This window comes from Kutzneria sp. NPDC052558 (genome assembly GCF_044547355.1).
Taxonomy (GTDB): domain Bacteria; phylum Actinomycetota; class Actinomycetes; order Mycobacteriales; family Pseudonocardiaceae; genus Kutzneria.
This window is the reverse complement of sequence record NZ_JBIUAG010000003.1, coordinates 82,593-99,649: the sequence shown is the minus strand read 5'-3', so window position 1 is coordinate 99,649 and position 17,057 is coordinate 82,593. Positions and strand designations below refer to the sequence as shown.

At 69.3% G+C, this 17,057-nt stretch carries 16 protein-coding genes, 2 tRNA genes and 1 pseudogene; 5 read left to right on the top strand and 14 right to left on the bottom strand.

The annotated features are described in order from the left end of the window. Positions 1–27: 27 nt before the first annotated feature. From ACIG5F_RS06905 to ACIG5F_RS06890, 4 genes are all read right to left on the bottom strand, one after another. Complete coding sequence (locus ACIG5F_RS06905) at positions 28–393, bottom strand: helix-turn-helix domain-containing protein (RefSeq protein ID WP_396516481.1); 366 nt, start codon at positions 391–393, stop codon at positions 28–30. Positions 394–470: 77 nt separating this feature from the next. Further along, on the bottom strand, positions 471–1,115 hold the full coding sequence (locus ACIG5F_RS06900) for an aminodeoxychorismate/anthranilate synthase component II (protein ID WP_396516480.1): 645 nt from the start codon (positions 1,113–1,115) through the stop codon (positions 471–473). A gap of 9 nt (positions 1,116–1,124) precedes the next feature. After that, a complete protein-coding gene (locus ACIG5F_RS06895; RefSeq protein WP_396516479.1) occupies positions 1,125–1,280 on the bottom strand; it encodes a hypothetical protein in 156 nt (51 codons plus the stop codon). Position 1,281: 1 nt separating this feature from the next. Continuing rightward, on the bottom strand, positions 1,282–2,220 hold the full coding sequence (locus tag ACIG5F_RS06890) for a class E sortase (RefSeq protein ID WP_396516478.1): 939 nt from the start codon (positions 2,218–2,220) through the stop codon (positions 1,282–1,284). 208 nt (positions 2,221–2,428) lie between these two features. Here ACIG5F_RS06890 and crgA point away from each other — a divergent pair, with 208 nt between their 5' ends. Both crgA and ACIG5F_RS06880 read left to right on the top strand, forming a co-directional pair. Continuing rightward, positions 2,429–2,695: a cell division protein CrgA gene (gene crgA / locus ACIG5F_RS06885; protein WP_043720472.1), complete on the top strand. Its 267-nt coding sequence runs from the start codon at positions 2,429–2,431 to the stop codon at positions 2,693–2,695. A 177-nt stretch (positions 2,696–2,872) separates the two neighbouring features. Beyond that, a complete protein-coding gene (locus ACIG5F_RS06880) occupies positions 2,873–3,304 on the top strand; it encodes a PH domain-containing protein (protein WP_396516477.1) in 432 nt (143 codons plus the stop codon). Here ACIG5F_RS06880 and ACIG5F_RS06875 read toward each other — a convergent pair. Beyond that, the gene (locus tag ACIG5F_RS06875; RefSeq protein ID WP_396516475.1) at positions 3,281–4,165 is read right to left on the bottom strand and encodes a rhomboid family intramembrane serine protease; all 885 of its coding nucleotides are present in this window, start codon (positions 4,163–4,165) and stop codon (positions 3,281–3,283) included. The genes ACIG5F_RS06880 and ACIG5F_RS06875 overlap by 24 nt on opposite strands. 4 nt (positions 4,166–4,169) lie before the next feature. Then, a complete protein-coding gene (locus ACIG5F_RS06870; protein ID WP_396516474.1) occupies positions 4,170–4,700 on the bottom strand; it encodes a peptidylprolyl isomerase in 531 nt (176 codons plus the stop codon). A 91-nt stretch (positions 4,701–4,791) separates the two neighbouring features. Between ACIG5F_RS06870 and ACIG5F_RS06865 the strand changes: the two genes are divergently transcribed. From ACIG5F_RS06865 to ACIG5F_RS06855, 3 genes are all read left to right on the top strand, one after another. Further along, complete coding sequence (locus tag ACIG5F_RS06865; RefSeq protein WP_396516473.1) at positions 4,792–5,295, top strand: hypothetical protein; 504 nt, start codon at positions 4,792–4,794, stop codon at positions 5,293–5,295. Positions 5,296–5,467: 172 nt separating this feature from the next. Then, a complete protein-coding gene (locus ACIG5F_RS06860; RefSeq protein ID WP_396516472.1) occupies positions 5,468–5,818 on the top strand; it encodes a DUF485 domain-containing protein in 351 nt (116 codons plus the stop codon). After that, the gene (locus ACIG5F_RS06855) at positions 5,815–7,434 is read left to right on the top strand and encodes a cation acetate symporter (RefSeq protein ID WP_396516471.1); all 1,620 of its coding nucleotides are present in this window, start codon (positions 5,815–5,817) and stop codon (positions 7,432–7,434) included. Before ACIG5F_RS06860 ends, ACIG5F_RS06855 begins: the two co-directional genes overlap by 4 nt. A gap of 27 nt (positions 7,435–7,461) precedes the next feature. Here ACIG5F_RS06855 and ACIG5F_RS06850 read toward each other — a convergent pair whose 3' ends face one another. The 8 genes and pseudogenes from ACIG5F_RS06850 to gyrB form a co-directional block, all read right to left on the bottom strand. After that, entirely contained in the window at positions 7,462–8,010 is a 549-nt protein-coding gene (locus ACIG5F_RS06850) for a DUF2020 domain-containing protein (protein ID WP_396516470.1), read from the bottom strand. A gap of 35 nt (positions 8,011–8,045) precedes the next feature. Further along, positions 8,046–10,205 carry an RCC1 domain-containing protein gene (locus ACIG5F_RS06845; RefSeq protein ID WP_396516469.1) on the bottom strand — a complete coding sequence of 720 codons (2,160 nt, stop codon included), beginning with the start codon at positions 10,203–10,205 and terminating at the stop codon, positions 8,046–8,048. A gap of 572 nt (positions 10,206–10,777) precedes the next feature. Beyond that, a tRNA-Ala gene (locus ACIG5F_RS06840) sits at positions 10,778–10,850 on the bottom strand. A gap of 55 nt (positions 10,851–10,905) precedes the next feature. Beyond that, positions 10,906–11,022 (bottom strand): annotated as a pseudogene (locus ACIG5F_RS06835) (DLW-39 family protein); the annotation flags it as partial. A 283-nt stretch (positions 11,023–11,305) separates the two neighbouring features. Continuing rightward, positions 11,306–11,379, bottom strand: a tRNA-Ile gene (locus tag ACIG5F_RS06830). 49 nt (positions 11,380–11,428) lie between these two features. Then, positions 11,429–12,277: a DUF3566 domain-containing protein gene (locus ACIG5F_RS06825; RefSeq protein WP_396516468.1), complete on the bottom strand. Its 849-nt coding sequence runs from the start codon at positions 12,275–12,277 to the stop codon at positions 11,429–11,431. Positions 12,278–12,321: 44 nt separating this feature from the next. Then, complete coding sequence (gyrA, locus tag ACIG5F_RS06820; protein WP_396516467.1) at positions 12,322–14,835, bottom strand: DNA gyrase subunit A; 2,514 nt, start codon at positions 14,833–14,835, stop codon at positions 12,322–12,324. Between the two features lie 52 nt (positions 14,836–14,887). Beyond that, positions 14,888–16,864, bottom strand: a complete 1,977-nt coding sequence (gyrB, locus tag ACIG5F_RS06815) for a DNA topoisomerase (ATP-hydrolyzing) subunit B (protein WP_396516466.1) — start codon at positions 16,862–16,864, stop codon at positions 14,888–14,890. Positions 16,865–17,057: the final 193 nt, after the last annotated feature.

Genomic DNA, 17,057 nt, shown 5'->3' with positions numbered 1-17,057 from the left:
TGCCGGGCCCTTGTCGTCTGTGCGGAGTCAGACGCAGCTCTCGCTCTCGTCCATCTCGGGCTCGGTGATCACGACATCGTGGTCGGCAAAATCGGCGACCAACCGAAGCCGGCCTCCCACTGCGGCGACATACCGCCCCACGGTGGCGACTTCCAGTTGATTGACATCCCCACGCTCCAACTGGCTCACCCGCGCCTGGCTGATGCCCATCCGCTCGCCCACCTGCACCTGCGTCAGCTTCGCCTTCGCCCGCAACATCCCGAGGTGATGACCGATGACGAACGCCTCAAACTTTTCGCGCGCCGCCGCTTTGGCCGCGGCCACGTCCCGTCCGGACGCCCGATCAATGGCGTCCATCTCCCGCTTGACGTCCTCCCACGAGCGAGAAGTCATTGCCGTCACCCTTTGCTTTGCGCCTGCCGCTTCAGGGTCATTCCGTGCACGGTAATGCCCCCGGAAGCGAGGTTGGGCTAAACGGCGGCAGCGGCGGCGGCCAGGCGGCGCATGCCGGCTTCGAGTTCGTTGACGCGCTCGGGGGCGACGGGGAAGCCGGCGGAGGCCATCCAGTTGGCGAGCATGCGGTGGCCGCCGTCGGTGAGCACGGACTCGGGGTGGAACTGCACGCCGTGGATGGGCAGCTCGCGGTGGCGCATGGCCATGACGATGCCGGTGTCGGTCTTGCCGGTGACCTCGAGCTCGGCGGGCACGGTCTCGGGCAGCACGGTGAGCGAGTGGTACCGGGTGGCGACGAAGGGCGAGGGAACGCCGGCCAGCACGCCGACACCGCTGTGGTGGACGAGGCTGGTCTTGCCGTGCAGGAGCTCGGGCGCCCGGTCGACGGTGCCGCCGAAGACGGCGCCGATGGCCTGGTGGCCGAGGCAGACGCCGAGCACGGGGATGCGCTCGGTGGCGCAGTGGCGGATGACGTCCATGCTGGCGCCGGCCCGCTCGGGTGTGCTGGGGCCGGGGCTGATCAGCACTCCGTCGGCGGCCGCGACGTCGGACAGCTGCACGACGTCGTTGCGCCGCACGACGCAGGTGGCCCCGAGCTGGGCCAGGTACTGCACCAGGTTGTAGACGAAGCTGTCGTAGTTGTCGACGACCAGGACGCGCATGGAAGGAACCTACCCCGTTGTCACCTGGTTGAAGGGCAGCAGCGGCTCTACCCACGGGAACACCACCAGCATCAGCAGCGCGACGACGCCGAGCACCAGCACCACGGCCTCGGCGACCTTGGCCGCGGTCGGCCCGGGCAGGTGCCGCCAGATCCAGCCGTACACGTCAGTCGGTCTCCTTCAGCTCCGGCGGAGCCTTGTCCGGCTGCTTGGGGTCCTTGGCGTACTGGTTGGTGAGCACGGCGTGCAGGATCAGCCGGTGCGAGGCCGAGAACTTCGGCGTGCAGGTGGTCAGCGTCATCAGCGAGACCTGCTGCCCGGCCGGGAGCTGGAGGTCGGCCTTGTGTGGCACGGGGGCGATGACGTCGCCCTGCGACGGCAGCACGGTCTCCTGCCCGACCAGCCCGGCATAGGCCCCGCCCAGCGGCGCGACGCCCTTGCACTGGGGCTGGCTGCCCTTGCCGGCGGCCCAGCCGGACACCTCGGCGGTGGTGGGCAGCATCCGGTAGACGAACCAGTCGGTGTCGGTCTCCACCACGATGGCGTCGCAGGAGCTGATCAGGTCCAGGTCGTTGAACGGCGCGCCCTTGCCGACCCGGTGGCCGGCCACGGCGAAGTCGCCGGGCTGGCCGGGCAGCGCGCTGCCGATGTAGTGGCCGGGGCCGATGTCCAGGTCGGCGTCGGTGGTGCCCTCGACGATGGTGAAGTGGTAGTCGGCGCCGAGCGCGGGCACGTAGAGCTTGGCGAAGCCCTGCCCCTCGGCCAGGTCGTAGTGGGTGCCGCGCTGCGGGCCGCCCACGGTGTCCTGGTCCTTCCACTTGTCGTCGAGCGAGGAGGTGGCCTGGTTCTGCTTGCCGGCCGAGATCAGGTCGGTCCAGTACACCTCGTAGACGACGAAGAGCAGGATCACCAGGCCGGCGGTGATGAACAGCTCGCCGAACGTGCGGACGACGCGGCGGGCGGTGTCCTTGGGCGGCGGGGGCGACTCCAGCTCGTCGCCGTAGGAGTCGTCGGTGTCGATGCGACCGGTGTCGTCCTCTTCCTCCTGGTGGCGCCGGCGCGAACCCGGCTCCTGGTCGAGCACGTCGATCTTCGGGAGGAACACCGTGGGCTGTTCGGGCGCAGGGCGAGGACGCCAGCCGGGGGGACGTCCCGCCGCCGGCCGCGGGTCGTAGCTCACGTGTACGCCTCCTGTGCCCCTGACCTCAACTAGTGGTTCGCTGGCATCCTCGATTACGTTAACGTGTTACCCCTGGCAGTGGTTGCCCCGCGCAGCCACCGATGCCTCAGCGCGCGAGGTCAGGCGAGGAAAGATGCCCAAGTCGAAGGTCCGCAAGAAGACGGTCTACACGCCGCCGACCGATCGGCGCACGCCGGTCAAGGTGAAGGCGGTCGGCCCGTCCCACCCGGTGTACGTGACGGTCATGCTCGGCATGATGCTGCTCGGCCTGGCGTGGCTGGTGGCCTACTACCTGGTGCCCACCGGCATCCCGGTCATGGAGTCGCTGGGCTCGTGGAACTTCCTCATCGGCTTCGCGCTGATGATCATCGGCCTGCTGATGACCATGCGGTGGCGCTGACCGCTCACCACGCGTGACGACGGCCCGGGCGTGACACGTCCGGGTCGTTGTCTGTTACACCGTCGTTCAGCGAGTTCACCTGCCGGTCATCGAACGACACGGGTGTAAGTCATCCCCAGTGGGGACAACTCCTGTGGACAACTTTGCGCCAAAAAGCACAAGCGCCGGAGCGTGCACATGACCGAGCCCACCACGACGGAGTACCGCTGGGCCCCGCAGGCGCCGCTGGTCGGCATCGGCTGGGTGCTGACCGCGATCGCCGTCCTGCTGGCGGTGGTCGGCACGGACCCGGGCGGCCGGGTGCTGCTGACGCTGGCGGCGCTGCTGCTGGCGGCGATCTCGCTGTTCGGCACGCTGGCCCGGCCCCGGCTGCGGGCCGACGAGCAGGGCGTGACGGTGCGCGGGCTGTTCTCCAGCCGCACGTGGGCCTGGCCGGAAGTGCGCATCCGCCTGGCGCACGGCCGGCGGCTGGGCCGGGTCACCTCCACCGTCGAGCTGACGGTGCTGCACGACGACGGCCTGATCGTGTTCGGCAAACTGGACCTCGGCGAGGATCCGGTCGACGTCGTCGAGCAGCTCCAGGCGCTACGTCCCTGGCCCCAGGGCTGACACCAGCTGCGCCGCCCTGGTCGCGTACATCAGCACGAGCACCAGCAGCACGGCCGTTAGCACGCCGCCCTGCCACCACTGGCGGTTGCGGGCCGGCGCGTAGACGATCGCGGCCATGGCGATCGCGCCCACGACCAGGCCGCCGAAGTGCCCGGTGATGGAGATGCCGGGCAGGGTGAACGTGATGAACACGTTGACCGCGAGGGTGATCAGGATCGGCCGCGGGTCCAGCTTGAGCCGCAGGATGGCCACCAGGTAGCAGCCCATCAGGCCGTACAGCGCGGTGGACGCGCCGGCCGCGCCGGTGTCCGGGCTGGAGAACAGCATCACCGCGACCGAGCCGCCGATCAGCGACAGGAAGTACACCGCGGCGAACCGGACCCGGCCGAGGATGCGCTCCAGGTCCCGGCCCAGCATCCACAGCGACAGCATGTTCACCGCGATGTGGATGAGGCCGTAGTGCAGGAAACCGCCGGTGACCAGCCGCCACCACTCGCCGTTGACCGCGGCCGCCCGCGGCCAGGTCACCCACGCGTCGAACAGCGGCGAGTTGGAGTTGCCGGCGACGCTGCCGGCCTGCACGACGGTGATCCCGAAGATCACCACGTTGACCGCGATCAGCAAGTAGACCAGCACCGGGCGCTCGGCCATGCGGCCGCCGACCCGGTTCACCGGCTGCCGCACGCTGCGCCGGCCCTCGTGCACGCATTCCACGCACTGCTGGCCGACGGCGGCGTCGCGCAGGCATTCCGGACACGTCGGCCGGTCACACCGGGTGCAGCGCAGGCCGGTGTGCCGGCCGGGGTGGCGGTAACAGGCGGGCAGCGCGTCGGTCGGCGGCGGCCCGTACGGCGCGGTCACGGGGTCAGCCGCGCTCGATCGTGATCTTCTCGATGGCGACCTCGGTCAGCGGCCGGTCGCTGCGGTCGGTGGGCGTGTTGGCGATCGCGTCCACCACCGCCCGGGACTCGGCGTCGCGGACCTCGCCGAAGATCGTGTGCTTGCGGTTGAGGTGCGGGGTCGGGCCCACCGTGATGAAGAACTGGGAGCCGTTGGTGCCGGGCCCGGCGTTGGCCATGGCCAGCAGGTACGGCTTGTTGAACACCAGCTCCGAGTGGAACTCGTCCTTGAAGGTGTAGCCGGGGCCGCCGCGGCCGGTGCCGGTCGGGTCGCCGCCCTGGAGCATGAAGCCCTTGATCACGCGGTGGAAGACCGCTCCGTCGTAGAACGGACCCGACTTCTCGCCGCGGGCGTTCTCGGTCGTGTAGTTGGCAGTGCCCTCGGCCAGCCCGGCGAAGTTGCGGACGGTGTGCGGGGCGTGGTTCTCGAACAGATGCAGGCGGATGTCGCCCTGCGTGGTGTGCAGGGTCGCCCCGACGATGTCGTTGTCAGCCACCACTCCATCGTGCCATCCACGGCGGGATCGGGGCGGTAGGGGCAGACTGGATCGGTCAGATCGGTACCGATCGACGGGCTTGGAGCAGCAGATGGACGAGGTCGAGACCATGACCGAGGCCGGCGCGAAGGCCGGCGAGGCGGTCGGCAGGGCGGTCCGCGCCGCCCGCCGCAAGGCCGTCCGCGCAGGCCAGGCCGGCATCGAGCGCACGCACGAACTGGTGGATTTCGCGGGCGAGGAGTTCGCGCCGACCCGCAAGGCCGCGCGCAAGGCGGCCAAGCAGGCGCGGCGGGATCTGCGGCGCACCGCGGGCAAGGCCAGGGCCGAGACCGTGCGCAACGCCAACAAGATCCGCAAGCAGGCCCGCAAGGTCGCCGAGGACCTGGCCGACAGCATCGACCCGCGGCCGAAGCGGCGGCGGTGGCCGTGGCTGGTCGGGTTGCTGGTGGCCGGCGGCGCGACGGCGGCGGTCGTCGTGCTGTCGCGGCGGCCGCGCGAGGTGCGCCTACAGGACGTTCGGGACGAGGCGAGCTCGGTGCCGGTGCCCGAGCCGGCGCGCAACGGCCGGGAGGCGCCGCGCACCGCGGACAAGTGAGCGGGCGGTGCTCCGCCCCGCTGAGCTGGGCGGAGCACCGTTCGTCGCGGAAACACCACCGTTCCTGGGGCGCAGCGGTCCCGCTGGTCGCTTATGCCCGATTGAGTGCTGTCGATGTGACCTGCATCTCCTAGGTTACGGCGGGTAACTGTCCCCCGTCCGGGAGGTTGCCGTGGGCACCACCGAAGACTCCGCCGCCGCGCCGACACCGGCGGCGACCGACTGGAAACAGGTCCAGGCCAGTCCCGAATTCACCGAGCTGCGCCGTCGGCTGCGCGGCTTCGTGTTCCCCATGGCCGGCCTGTTCCTGGCCTGGTATCTGCTGTACGTCCTGCTCGCCGACTACGCCCATGGCTTCATGTCGACAAAGCTGTTCGGCAACATCACCGTCGGCCTGGTGTTCGGGCTGCTGCAGTTCGTCTCCACCTTCGTGATCACCGGCCTGTACGTCCGGTTCGCCAACCGCGTGGTCGACCCGGCCGCCGACCAGATCCGGCACGAGATCGAAGGGGACGGCCAGTGATCAACTCCGTGCTCGCGGCGGGCGTCGAGGGCAGCAACCCGACGCTGAACATCTCCATCTTCGCCGTCTTCGTGCTGATCACCCTGGTGATCGTGTTCCGGGCCAGCCGGAGCACCAGGACGACCACCGACTTCTACACCGCCGGCCGCGCGTTCACCGGCCCGCAGAACGGCATCGCGCTGTCCGGCGACTACCTGTCGGCCGCGTCGTTCCTCGGCATCGCCGGCGCGATCGCCATCTACGGCTACGACGGCTTCCTGTACTCGATCGGCTTCCTGGTGGCCTGGCTGGTGGCGCTGCTGCTGGTCGCCGAGCTGCTGCGCAACACCGGCCGGTTCACCATGGCCGACGTGCTCAGCTTCCGGATGAAGCAGGGCCCGGTCCGCACCGCGGCCGCCATCTCCACGCTGGCCGTGTCGCTGTTCTACCTGCTGGCCCAGATGAACGGGGCCGGCGGCCTGGTCGCCCTGCTGCTCGGCGTGACCAGTGCCGCGGGCCAGGCCGTGGTGGTCGGCGTGGTCGGCGTCGTGATGATCATCTACGTGCTGGTCGGCGGCATGAAGGGCACCACGTGGGTGCAGATCATCAAGGCCGTGCTGCTCATTCTCGGCGCGTTCGTGATGACGGTGTGGGTGCTCGGCCGCTACGGCTTCAACCTGTCGGCCCTGCTCGGCGACGCGGTCGCGCACGGCGGCAAGACCGGTGAGGCGCTGCTCGGCCCGGGCAAGCAGTACGGCGCCACCGGCACCTCCCGGCTGGACTTCCTGTCGCTGGGCCTGGCCCTGGTGCTGGGCACCGCCGGCCTGCCGCACGTGCTGATGCGCTTCTACACCGTGCCCACGGCCAAGGAGGCGCGGCGCTCGGTGGTCTGGGCGATCGTGCTGATCGGCATCTTCTACCTGTTCACCCTGGTCCTGGGCTACGGCGCCGGCGCGCTGGTCGGCCCGGAGACGATCAACGCCGCCCCCGGCAAGGTCAACTCGGCGGCCCCGCTGCTGGCCCTGGCCCTGGGCGGCCCGGTGCTGCTCGGCCTGATCGCCGCGGTGGCGTTCGCGACCATCCTGGCCGTGGTCGCCGGCCTGACCATTACCGCATCGGCCTCGTTCGCGCACGACATCTACGTCAACGTGATCAAGAAGGGCGACCGGGCCAGCGCCACCTCCGAGGTCAAGGTGGCCCGCTGGTCGGCCGTGGTGATCGGCCTGGTCGCCATCGCCGGCGGCATCGCCACCAACGGCCAGAACGTGGCCTTCCTGGTGGCGCTGGCCTTCGCCATCGCCGCGTCGGCCAACCTGCCGACCATCCTGTACTCGTTGTTCTGGAAGCGCTTCACCACCACCGGCTCGCTGTGGAGCATCTACGGCGGCGTGATCATCACGGTCGGCCTGATCGTCTTCTCGCCGGTGGTGTCCGGCGCGAAGACCTCGATCTTCCCGGACGCGCACTTCGACTGGTTCCCGCTGAGCAACCCGGGCCTGGTCTCGATCCCGCTGTCGTTCCTGCTCGGCTACCTCGGCACCGTGCTGGGCAAGGACAAGTCCGACGAGGACAAGTACGCCGAGATGGAGGTCCGCTCCCTCACCGGCGCCCACGCCGAGAAGGCCGTGCAGCACTGAGTTCGTGCCGCAACGCGATCGCCGTCCTCACAACCCGAGGGCGGCGATCGCCTGCTTCACCACCTGCTTGGCCTTGATCGTCTGCTTCTGGTCGGTGAACGCCACCACCGCTGAGCCGGCCTTGGCCACCGCGTAGACCGCGCCCGTCGAGGTCGCCATCGACCCGCCGTTCCAGCCGCCAGGCAGGTCCGCCTTGTCCGACGAGTCGATCGGCGCCGCCTTGTTCACCAGCGCCGTCGCCGCCGCCGCTTGACCCACGTACACCTGCACGACCAGCTGCTTGTCATTGCCGAAGCTGTAGAAGAAGCACGCCGGGTGCGGCTTGTCGGCGGAGATCATCACCTTGGTGACCTTCTCCCCGTTGGCATCGGCCACGAAGTCCGAGCTCAGATACGGGCACTGCGCCGTCGTCGCCGCCACCGGATCCCCCGGCGCCGCCGCGCTCGTCGAGGTCGACGCGCTACTGGTCGTCGGCGACGGCGTGGTTGTCGTCGTTGACGCCTGCGGCTGCGACGAGCAGCCGCCGAGCACGACAGCGGTGAGCAGGACTCCGGTGTACAGCGCGGCGTTCCTCATAGGGCCGACAGTCAACCAGAGTCCCGCTCAGCGCCTCAGCCCTGGTGCGGCACCAACGCGTAGGCGTGGTCGAGCCGGTCCGCCGCCACCTTGGCCACGCCGGTCAGCCCTGGCACCTGGGTCGGGTGCGTGGCCGACTGCCCCCACGCCCACACCGTCCCGTCCGATTTCACCGCGTACGCCTCGGAAAGCCCGGCCGTGACGGACGTGACGCCGCTCAGTCCCGGCACCTGCGACACGCTGTACTGCCACGCGTCGTCGCGGCTGCCGTTGCCCAGCGTCCCGTACTTGTTGTTGCCCCAGGCCCAAACCGTGCCGTCGGCCCGCAGCGCCAAGCCGTAGTTCTCATGCGCGGCAACGGAAACCACATTGCTCAGCCCCGGGATCTGCACCGGCGTGTAGGCATTGCCGCTGCCGCCGCTCAATCCCTTGGCGTCGTGACCCCACACCCACACCGTGCCGTCGGACTTCACCGCATAGCCCTGCCCGTCGCCGCCGGCGACCGACACCACGTCGGTCAGCCCCTGGACCTGCACCGGCTTGCGCACCTCGCAGAAGCCGGACTGGCACACACCGTTGCCGAGGTTGCCGTCGTCGTCGGAGCCCACGCCCCACACCGTGCCGTCGGTCTTGAGGGCGTAGTTGTTCACCCGACCGCCGGCCAGCGCGGTGACATTACGGAAGCCGTCGACGTAGTGCGACCCGCCCCGGGGTTCGTCGGTGTAGTTCTCCACGCCGTACGACACCCAGACCTGGCCGCTGTCCAGCAGCGCGTACATCTCCCAGTCCAGCGCACTGGGGACCACGGCCCGCACGCCTTCCGGAGCGCCGACTCGCACCGGCGCGTTCTGCACGCACATGCTGGTGTACTTCATTGCCTCGTCCAGGCACTGCGACCAGTTCCCCGAGTCGTTCTGGCCCCACGCCCACAGCGTTCCGTCGGCCCGCACCGCGAACCCCTCCGGCCCGTTGGTCCCGATCGACGTCACGTCCGTCAGCCCGAACACCCCGCTCGGGTGCTGGGTCGCCCCGCCGTAACTACGCTGCCCCAGCTGGCCTTCCGCGTTGTCGCCCCACGAGTACACGCAGCCGTTGACGCACTGCGTCGTCCTCGGCGCGAAGTACCCGGCCAGGTCGACGATCAGGTCCACCGATCCGCTGTGGTTGTACAGGTTCAGCTTCGCGTCCCCGCTGACCGACACCACCGCGAGGTTCGGCGAGGTCTGCCCGGCCACCAGGTTCAGGTTCGACGGGCCGTTCGGATCCCTGGTCGTCCCGCCCGGATACGCCGCCACATACGTGCTCGCTGTCGGGTTCGTCCCCGTCAGGTTGGCCACCACCGCCGTCGCTCTCACCGGCACCCGGCCCGCCAGGTCCAGCGTCTTCGTCGCGTTCGGCCCCAACGCCCCGTACTGATCGGTCCACTGTCGCCTGGTGTCCAGCACGCGCGCCGGGCTCAACGGGCTGAACGTCGCCACCGACTCCGCCGAGTAGTACCCCGCCACGTCAACGATCAGGTGCACCGACCCCGCGTGGTTGTAGAGATCGATCTTTCCCCCGGCCCCCACCTGCACCGTCACCAGATTCGGCCTCGTTTCCCCTCGCCCCAGGTTCAACGCCGACGCCGCCGGCCTGGCCTGCCCGTCCGGCCACACCGACACATACGTCTCCGCCGAGGTGTCCGTCCCGGTCAGGTTCAGCACCACCGCTTTGGCCCCCGCCGGCACCTTCCCCGCCAGATCCAGCACCCGGGACGAGTCCGGGCCCACCTTCCCCCCACTCACCCGGGTGTCCAACGCCCGCACCGGCGTCAACGCCGTGAACCCCACCCCATCACTGGGCGCGTAATACCCGGCCAGATCCGCCACCAGGTTCACCGACCCCGCGTGGTTGTACAGATCGACCTTGCCCCCGGCCCCCACCTGCACCGTCACCAGATTCGCCGCCGTCTGTCCCCGCTCCAGGTTCAGGTTCGACGCCACCGGCCGCGCCGCCCCGTCCGGCCACACCGTTACGTTGGTCGCCGCCGTGACATCCGTCCCCGTCAGGTTCAGCACCACCGCCCGGGCCTCCGACGGCACCTTCCCCGCCAGGTCCAGCACCCGTACCCCGTCACTCCCCACCGGCCCGCCGCTGACTCGGGTGTCCAACACCCGCTGCGGCCCCACCGCCACGAACCCGTTCCCATCCCCCACCGGCACTCCAACGTCCCCCGCCGCCGGCCCACTCCCCACCCCGACAAGCCCCGCCGCGACCACCACCGCAGCCGCCATCCCCACAGCTCGTCTCATACAGGATCTCCCCACCCCTCGGCGCGACCCCACCGCCCCGCCCCTACCCCCGACGCTAACCCCACCCTCACAAAACGGACAAGAGTCACCCCCGCTCAACAAATCCCCAAGACGAAGGAGAGGAGAGGAGACGCCAACGCCGAGCGCGCAAGCCCCAGCCGGCGGCCGCACCAACGAGCCGCAACCAGGTCGACACCAAGGAACCTGCGACCAACAGCAGGACGCCCCAGCCGGCGGCCGCACCAACGAGCCGCAACCAACCCCGAGGCGAGCGAAGCGAAGCCGCCCCCCAACCAGGGGCGAGCGAAGCGAAGCCGATCCAACGGCGAGGGCGAGCGCCAGCGAGCCGAGCCCGAAGGGGGGTGCAGGGGGGCGAAGCCCGCCCTGCCTTGGGGTCTGGGGCGAGAGCCCCAGTGTGATGACGAGCGAGCGAGGCTAGGACGCGAAGCGTCCAGCACAGCTCGCCCACGAGCGAGTGGAGACAAGGGGAATCGAACCCCTAACCCCCGCCTTGCAAAGGCGGTGCTCTGCCAATTGAGCTATGTCCCCGAGGGGCCCGCGGGCTCTGACCGCGCTACCCCGGTGATCGTCTCGCCCGACCTCAGTCGGTCGGAGCCGTCGCCTCGCGCCACAGGTCGGCCTCGGCCTTGGCGGAGCGCTGCTTCCGCACGATGAACAGCACGACCCCGGCCACAGCCACGAGCGCGATGAGCTTCTTCACGTCTGGTCGCCTCCTCGGCGCTAGCCACCCCAATATTCAGGACAGGTAGTCCCCAACATACACGTCGTCCCACCGGGCGAAGCATCTTCCAGCCCCGGCCCCCACCGCCCCACTCGAACCTCCGCCGCCCCCACCACAGGCGAGCGAAGCGAAGCCGAAAGGGGGGTGCAGGGGGGCGGAGCCCGCCCTGCCTTGGGGTCTGGGGCGAGAGCCCCAGAAAGCCCTGCGAACGATAAAGGCCTGGAAGCTTCGCTTCCAGGCACACTTCACCCGATCGATCGCGTGGGCCCAGGAGGACTTGAACCTCCGACCTCTTCGTTATCAGCGAAGCGCTCTAACCGCCTGAGCTATGGGCCCTTACGGGAGAAGAGATTACCGCACCCCTCTCCCCTGATCCAAACCGGGTCTACTCCCGCTCGGAGAGCGTCACTTCGACGCCTCCGGCCAGGTCAGCGCACACGTTGTAGATGAAGGCGCTGACGGTGGCCATGGCCGTGAACAGGATCACGTTCACGAGTCCGACGACGGCGGCCACGCCGAAGACGCGGCCGGCGCTGATCAGGTCGCCACCGCTGTTGTCGCCGCCCTGCACGAGGTCGTTGTAGGTGCCGTTGAGCTTGGTCCACACGTTCATGCCGCCGAGCACGCTGTACAGCACGCCGACGGCGACCATCCAGACCAGGAACATGGCGAAGCCGAGCACGAGCGCCAGCTTGAGCACCGACCACGGGTCGACGCGCTTGATCTGGAGGCTGGCCCGGCGCGGACCCCGGCCGGGGCGGCGCAGCGCGGTGGGCGCGGCGGTGCCCCGGGGCGGGGTGGCGGTGGGGCCGCCGAGGTTGACCGAGGTCCGGGTGGACACGGTGGGCGAGTCGAGCGGGCTGGCGGCCGGCTCGGGCGGCGTGACCGGCCGGAAGTTGGTGGTGGCCTGCGAGCTGGTGTCGACCGGTTCGTTGTCGTACGCCGTGGACGCGATGGTCGTGCCGGCGGCCGCGGCCGCGGCGGTGTCGGCGGTGACGCGCTGCCAGGGCGGCGGCGCCGAGGAGGCCGCCGCCGGCTCCGGGGCAGCGGCGGCCTCGGCGCTGAACTTGGCTGTCTCCTGCTCGTGACTGGCGGCGCCGTTGGTCGCCGGCTCGGCCGCGGCCGCGGGCTGCTCCGGCTTGGCCGGGGCTTCCTCGGTCGCGACCGACTTCTTCTCGACCTGGTCGTGCTCGGTCTTGGCGTCCGGCTGTTCCGGGTTCTCCGGAGTTGTCACGAGAGGTCCTCAGTCAGCTTGTCGTTGTCTTCCCGGCGGCGCTGTTACTCGGCCACGTCCGGCGCGGAGGTCTGGTCGTCCTCTCCGGAGACGTCCGTGGGCTCGTCGGCGTTGCGTGCGACACCCATCAGGGTGCCTCCCTCGTCGAGGTTCATCAGCCGCACCCCCTTCGTCTGCCGGCCGGCCTTGCGCACCTGGACGACGCTGGTGCGGATCACTCCACCAGATGACGTGATGGCGTACAACTCGTCGTCCTCGTCGACGATCAGCGCACCGACCAGCCTGCCACGCTTGCGGTCGTACTGGATGGTCAGCACGCCCTTGCCGCCGCGGCCCTGGATCGGATAGTCGTCGATCGGCGTCCTCTTGGCATACCCGCCGTCGGTGGCGACCAACACGAACTTGTCCGGCTGCACGACGCCCATCGACAGCAGCTCGTCGCCGGAGTTGAAGCGCATGCCCAGCACGCCGGAGGTGGCCCGGCCCATCGGCCGCAGCGTCTCGTCGGTGGCGTGGAACCGGATGGACTGCCCGTCGGCGGAGACCAGCAGCAGGTCGTCCTCGGCCGCGCAGAGCACGGCGCCGACCAGCTCGTCGTCCTCCTTGAGGTTGATGCCGATCAGGCCGCCGGACCGGTTGGAGTCGAAGTCGAGCAGCCGCGACTTCTTGACCAGGCCGGTCTTGGTGGCCAGCACCAGGTACGGCGCGACCTCGTAGTTGGGGATCTCGATGACCTGGGCGATCTCCTCGCCCGGCTGGAAGGCCAGCAGGTTGGCCACGTGCTGGCCGCGGGCGTTGCGGTTGGCCTCGGGCAGCTCGTAGGCCTTGGCCCGGTAGACCCGGCCCATGTTGGTGAAGAACAGGATCCAGTCGTGGGTGGAGCAGACGAAGAAGTGGGCGATGATGTCGTCCTGCTTGAGCTGCGCGCCCTGCACGCCCTTGCCGCCGCGCTTCTGCGACCGGTACAGGTCGGTCTTGGTCCGCTTCGCGTAGCCGGTGCGGGTGATGGTGACGACCACGTCCTCGACGGCGATGAGGTCCTCCATGGAGACCTCGCCGTCGAACGGCAGGATGCGGGTGCGCCGGTCGTCGCCGTACTTGCCGACGATCTCCATCAGCTCGTCGCGCACGATGGCGCGCTGCCGCTCGGGCTTGGCCAGGATGTCCTGGAGGTCGGCGATCTCGATCTCGATCTCGGCCAACTGGTCGACGATCTTCTGCCGCTCCAGGGCGGCCAGCCGGCGCAGCTGCATCTCCAGGATGGCGTTGGCCTGGATCTCGTCGACCTCGAGCAGCTCGATCAGGCCGATCCGGGCGTCCTCCACGGTGGGCGACCGGCGGATCAACGCGATCACCGCGTCCAGCTGGTCCAGCGCCTTGACCAGGCCGCGCAGGATGTGGGCCCGTTCCTCGGCCTTGCGCAGCCGGTACCTGGTCCGCCGGACGATGACCTCGATCTGATGCTTCACGTAGAGGCGGATCATCTGGTCCAGCCGCAGCGTGCGGGGCACGCCGTCGACCAGGGACACCATGTTCACGCCGAACGTGTGCTGGAGCTGGGTGTGCTTGTAGAGGTTGTTCAGCACGACCTTGGCCACCGCGTCCCGCTTGAGCGTGACCACGATGCGCATGCCGGTGCGGCTGTTGGACTCGTCGGCGATGTTGGCGATGCCGGCGAGCTTGCCGTCGCGGACCAGGGTGGCGATGTTCTCCACCAGGTTGTCCGGGTTGACCTGGAACGGCAGCTCGGTGGCGACCAGGATGGTCCGCCCCTTGCTGTCCTCCTCCACCTCGACCACCGCGCGCATGCGCACCGAGCCGCGGCCGGTGCGATAGGCGTCTTCGATGCCGCGGGTGCCCAGGATCAGGCCGTGGGTCGGGAAGTCGGGGCCTTTGATGCGGGCCATCACCGCTTCCAGCGTCTCCTCGTCCGGCGCCTCGGGGTTCTCCAGCGCCCACACCACGGCCGACGCGACCTCGCGCAGGTTGTGCGGCGGGATGTTGGTGGCCATGCCGACGGCGATGCCGGCGCTGCCGTTGATCAGCAGGTTGGGCACCCGGGAGGGCAGGACGATCGGCTCCTGGATGCGGCCGTCGTAGTTGTCCCGGAAGTCGACGGTCTCTTCCTCGATGTCCTGCAACATGTGCATGGCCAACGGGGTGAGCCGGCACTCGGTGTACCGCATGGCGGCGGCCGGGTCGTTGCCGGAGGAGCCGAAGTTGCCCTGGCCGTCGACCAGCGGGTAGCGCATCGCCCACGGCTGGGCCAGGCGCACCAGCGCGTCGTAGATCGACGAGTCGCCGTGCGGGTGGTAGTTGCCCATCACGTCGCCGACCACACGGGCGCACTTGTTGTAGCCGCGGTCCGGCCGGAAGCCCGAGTCGTACATCGAGTACAGCACCCGCACGTGCACCGGCTTGAGGCCGTCGTACACGTTGGGCAGCGCGCGACCGACGATCACGCTCATCGCGTACGCGATGTAGGAGTTCTGCATCTCCTGCTGGATGTCGACCGGCTCGGTCCGCCCGTGGTTGTCGGGCGGCAAGGTTTCGGTCACGACTGGGAGTTCCTTTCACACAAGGCGAGGAGGAGGCGGTGGGGCCGGGACGTCACACGTCGAGGAACTTGACGTCCTTGGCGTTGCGGGTGATGAAGGACCGGCGGGCCTCCACGTCCTCGCCCATCAGCACGCTGAACAGCTCGTCGGCGGTGGCGGCGTCGTCCATGGTGACCTGGAGCAGCACCCGGTTGGCCGGGTCCATGGTGGTCTCCCACAGCTCCTGGGCGTTCATCTCGCCGAGGCCCTTGTAGCGCTGGATGCTGTCGTCCTTGCCGATCTTCTTGCCGGCGGCCAGGCCGGTCTCCAGCAGGCCGTCGCGCTCGCGGTCGGAGTAGGCGTACTCCGGCTCGACGCCGCGCTGCCACTTGATCTTGTAGAGCGGCGGCTGGGCCAGGTAGACGTGCCCGTGCTCGATGAGCGGCCGCATGAACCGGAACAGCAGCGTGAGCAGCAGGGTCCGGATGTGCTGGCCGTCGACGTCGGCGTCGGCCATCAGCACGATCTTGTGGTACTTGAGCTTGGCCAGGTCGAAGTCGTCGTGGATGCCGGTGCCGAAGGCAGTGATCATGCTCTGCACCTCGGTGTTCTTCAGCACGCGGTCGATGCGCGCCTTCTCCACGTTGATGATCTTGCCGCGGATCGGCAGGATCGCCTGGTACATGGAGTCCCGACCCTCCTTGGCCGAGCCGCCCGCCGAGTCGCCCTCGACGATGTAGATCTCGCACTCTTCCGGGTCGGTGGACCGGCAGTCTTTGAGCTTGCCGGGCAGGCCGCCGATGTCCAGCGCGCCCTTGCGGCGGACCAGCTCGCGGGCCTTGCGGGCGGCCAGCCGGGCCTGCGCCGAGGACACCGCCTTGTTGATGATGATCTTGGCCTCGGCCGGGTGCCGGTCGAACCAGTCGGCGATCCACTCGTTGCAGGCCTTCTGCACGAAGGACTTGGCCGAGGTGTTGCCGAGCTTGGTCTTGGTCTGGCCCTCGAACTGGGGCTCCTTGAGCTTGACCGAGACGATGGCGGCCAGGCCCTCGCGGATGTCCTCGCCGGAGAGGTTGCCGTCCTTCTCCTTGACCAGCTTCTTGTCCTTGGCGTACTCGTTCACCACCCGGGTGAGCGCGGCGCGGAAGCCCTCCTCGTGGGTGCCGCCCTCGTGGGTGTTGATCGTGTTGGCGAAGGTGTAGACCGACTCCGAGTAGCCGGTGTTCCACTGCATGGCGATCTCGACCTCGAGGTCGTCGCCCTTGGCGTCGAAGGCCACGACCTTCTCGTGCAGCGCCTCGCGGGACCGGTTGATGTGCCGGACGAAGTCCTCGAGACCGCCCGGGTAGTGGAAGGTCTGCTCCTTGACCCGCGCCACCTGGCCGTCGGCGTCCGCCTCGGCGTCGGCGTCGGCGACCCGCTCGTCGCGCAGCACGATGGTCAGGCCCTTGTTCAGGAAGGCCATCTCCTGAAGGCGGCGGGACACCGTCTCCAGGTTGTACTCGGTGGTCTCGAAGATCTCCGGGTCGGCCCAGTAGGTGATGGTGGTGCCGGTCTCGGCGGTCGGCTCGCCCTTGACCAGCGGACCGGTCGGCACCGAGTTCACGTAGGTCTGGGTCCAGTGGAAGCCGTCCCGCTTGATGTGCACCTCAAGCCGGGTGGCCAGCGCGTTCACCACGGAGACGCCGACGCCGTGCAGGCCGCCGGAGACCGCGTAGGAGTCGCTGTCGAACTTGCCGCCGGCGTGCAGGGTGGTCAGCACCAGCTCGACGGCCGGCTTCTTCTCCACCGGGTGCTCGTCGACCGGGATGCCGCGGCCGTCGTCGATGCACTCCACACCGCCGTCGGCCCGCAGCACCAGGACGACCTTGGTGGCGTAGCCGGCCATCGCCTCGTCGACGGAGTTGTCCACGACCTCCCAGATGAGGTGGTGCAGACCGCGCTCGCCGGTGGAGCCGATGTACATGCCCGGCCGCTTGCGGACCGCCTCGAGACCCTCGAGGACGGTGATGGACTTGGCGCTGTACTCAGCGTTGGTGTTGGCAGCCACGAGTTTTGCTGTCTCCCTCTGGGACGCCACGCAGGACTGGTTTGCGAGCCTGCGCGGACGACCGTCCAGCGCTGCCGTGCTCACATCCTCCCGAAAGTATACCGGGAGACCCTGCCGAAAACGCCGCTAGGACCCGCCTGAGAACGTCACAGAAGCCCGGAAGTGAGTGAATGAGGGTCCGCGGGGCTGGGGA